The organism is Massilia sp. X63 (assembly GCF_041023745.1).
In the GTDB taxonomy this organism is placed as follows: domain Bacteria; phylum Pseudomonadota; class Gammaproteobacteria; order Burkholderiales; family Burkholderiaceae_D; genus Telluria.
Genome location: NZ_JBFTEF010000037.1, coordinates 1 through 1,983, shown reverse-complemented (window position 1 = coordinate 1,983; position 1,983 = coordinate 1). Strand labels below are relative to the sequence as shown.

1 protein-coding gene is annotated in these 1,983 nt (G+C 63.9%); it reads left to right on the top strand.

All coding sequences use genetic code 11. The annotated features are described in order from the left end of the window. Nucleotides 1-260 precede the first annotated feature (260 nt). A partial coding sequence (locus AB3347_RS25815; RefSeq protein ID WP_369094514.1) for a M1 family metallopeptidase occupies nucleotides 261-1,983 on the top strand: 1,723 nt, incomplete at its 3' end.

The window sequence follows — 1,983 nt, the reverse complement described above, 5'->3', positions numbered from 1 at the left end:
CCGACATCGACGTGAGCAACAACTCCTGGCCGGCCAAGCCGACGCCGTCGCGCCTGGAACTGTTCAAGTCCGAGCGCGAGCCGGCCAACAACCTGATGCGCGACTACCAGACCAAGCTGGCGCCGCCGAAGGCTGCAGACCAGAAGGACGAGGCGCCGAAGGCCGAGTAAGAATCGTTGAACACATGGGCGCAATGCGCCCATCACCGGCAGGGCTGCGCGCCCTGCCGTTTCTTTATTGAGCGACCGAATAGAATGAAAATGAAACAACTGCAGGCCGTGATCGCCACCCTGTTCCTGGCCACCACCACCATCCACGCCACTGCGGCCGCGCCGGCCTTCGACGACAAGTTCCGCCAGCTCGACGAACTGCTGCCGACCGCCACCGAGACCCGCACGGCCTCGGGCGCGCCGGGCCACCGCTACTGGCAGCAGCGCGCCGACTACCGCCTGCGCGCGACCCTCGACGAGAACAAGCGCGCCGTGACCGGCTCGGGCACCGTCACCTACACCAACAATTCGCCGGACACGCTGAGCTACCTGTGGGTGCAGCTGGACCAGAACATGTTCCGCAACGATTCGGACAACCGCCGCATCGCGACCCTGCCCTCACGCGAAGCCTGGCAAGCCCGCGGCAGCGACGGCGTCAAGTTCGACACCCTGAAATCGGTCCTCGCACAGCGCGGCTTCGAAGGCGGCATCCAGGTCACCAGCGTAACCGGCAGCGACGGCCGCGCCTTGCGCCACACCGTCAACAAGACCATGATGCGGATCGACCTGCCGCAGCCGCTCAAGCCGGGCGCGCGCGTCGCCTTCAACCTGGCGTGGACCTTCAACATCCCCGAAGCGAACGTGGTCGGCCGCCGCACCGGCTTTGAAAAGTTCGACGACGGTAACGACATCTTCCTGTCCGCCCAGTGGTTCCCACGCATGGCTGCCTACTACGACGTCAAGGGCTGGCAGAACAAGCAGTACATGGGCGACGGCGAATTCACGCTGGAGTTCGGCGACTACGACGTGCAGATCACCGTCCCGGCCGACCACATCGTCGCGTCCACCGGCGAACTGCAGAACGCCGATACGGTGCTCACCAGCGCCCAGCGCGAGCGCCTGCGCCAGGCGCGTACCGCCAGGAAGCCGGTCGTCATCGTGACCCAGGCGGAAGCCGAAGCGGCTGAAAAGCTGCGTTCCAAAGCGACCAAGACCTGGCACTTCAAGGCCAGGGACGTGCGCGACTTCGCCTTCGCCTCGAGCCGCAAGTTCATCTGGGACGCCCAGGCCATCAAGAGCGGCGACAAGGACGTGATGGCCATGTCCTACTACCCGAAGGAAGGCAACCCGCTGTGGGAGCGCTATTCGACGGCGGCCGTGATCCACACCCTCGAGCAGTACAACAAGTATTCCTTCGACTATCCCTACCCGACCGCGATCTCGGTGAACGGTTCGATCGGCGGCATGGAATACCCGATGATCTCGTTCAACGCCGGGCGCCCGGTCAAGGACAAGAAGACCGGAGAACTGACCTATTCGAAGGGCACCAAGTATGGCCTGATCAGCGTGATCATCCACGAAGTGGGCCACAACTACTTCCCGATGATCGTCAACTCGGACGAGCGCCAGTGGACCTGGATGGACGAGGGCATGAACAGCTTCCTGCAGTTCCTGGCCGAGGAAGCCTGGGAAGACAACTATCCGGCGCGCCGCGGCGAAGCGCGCAACATCGTCGACTACATGCGCAGCACCAACCAGGTGCCGGTGATGACCAATGCCGAATCGACCATCCAGCGCGGCAACAACGCCTATGCCAAGCCGGCCACCGCGCTGAATATCCTGCGCGAGACCATCCTGGGCCGCGAACTGTTCGACTTCGCCTTCAAGGAATACGCCGAGCGCTGGAAGTTCAAGCGCCCGACCCCGGCCGACTTCTTCCGTACCATGGAAGACGCTTCCGGCACCGACCTCGACTGGTTCTGGCGCGGCTGGT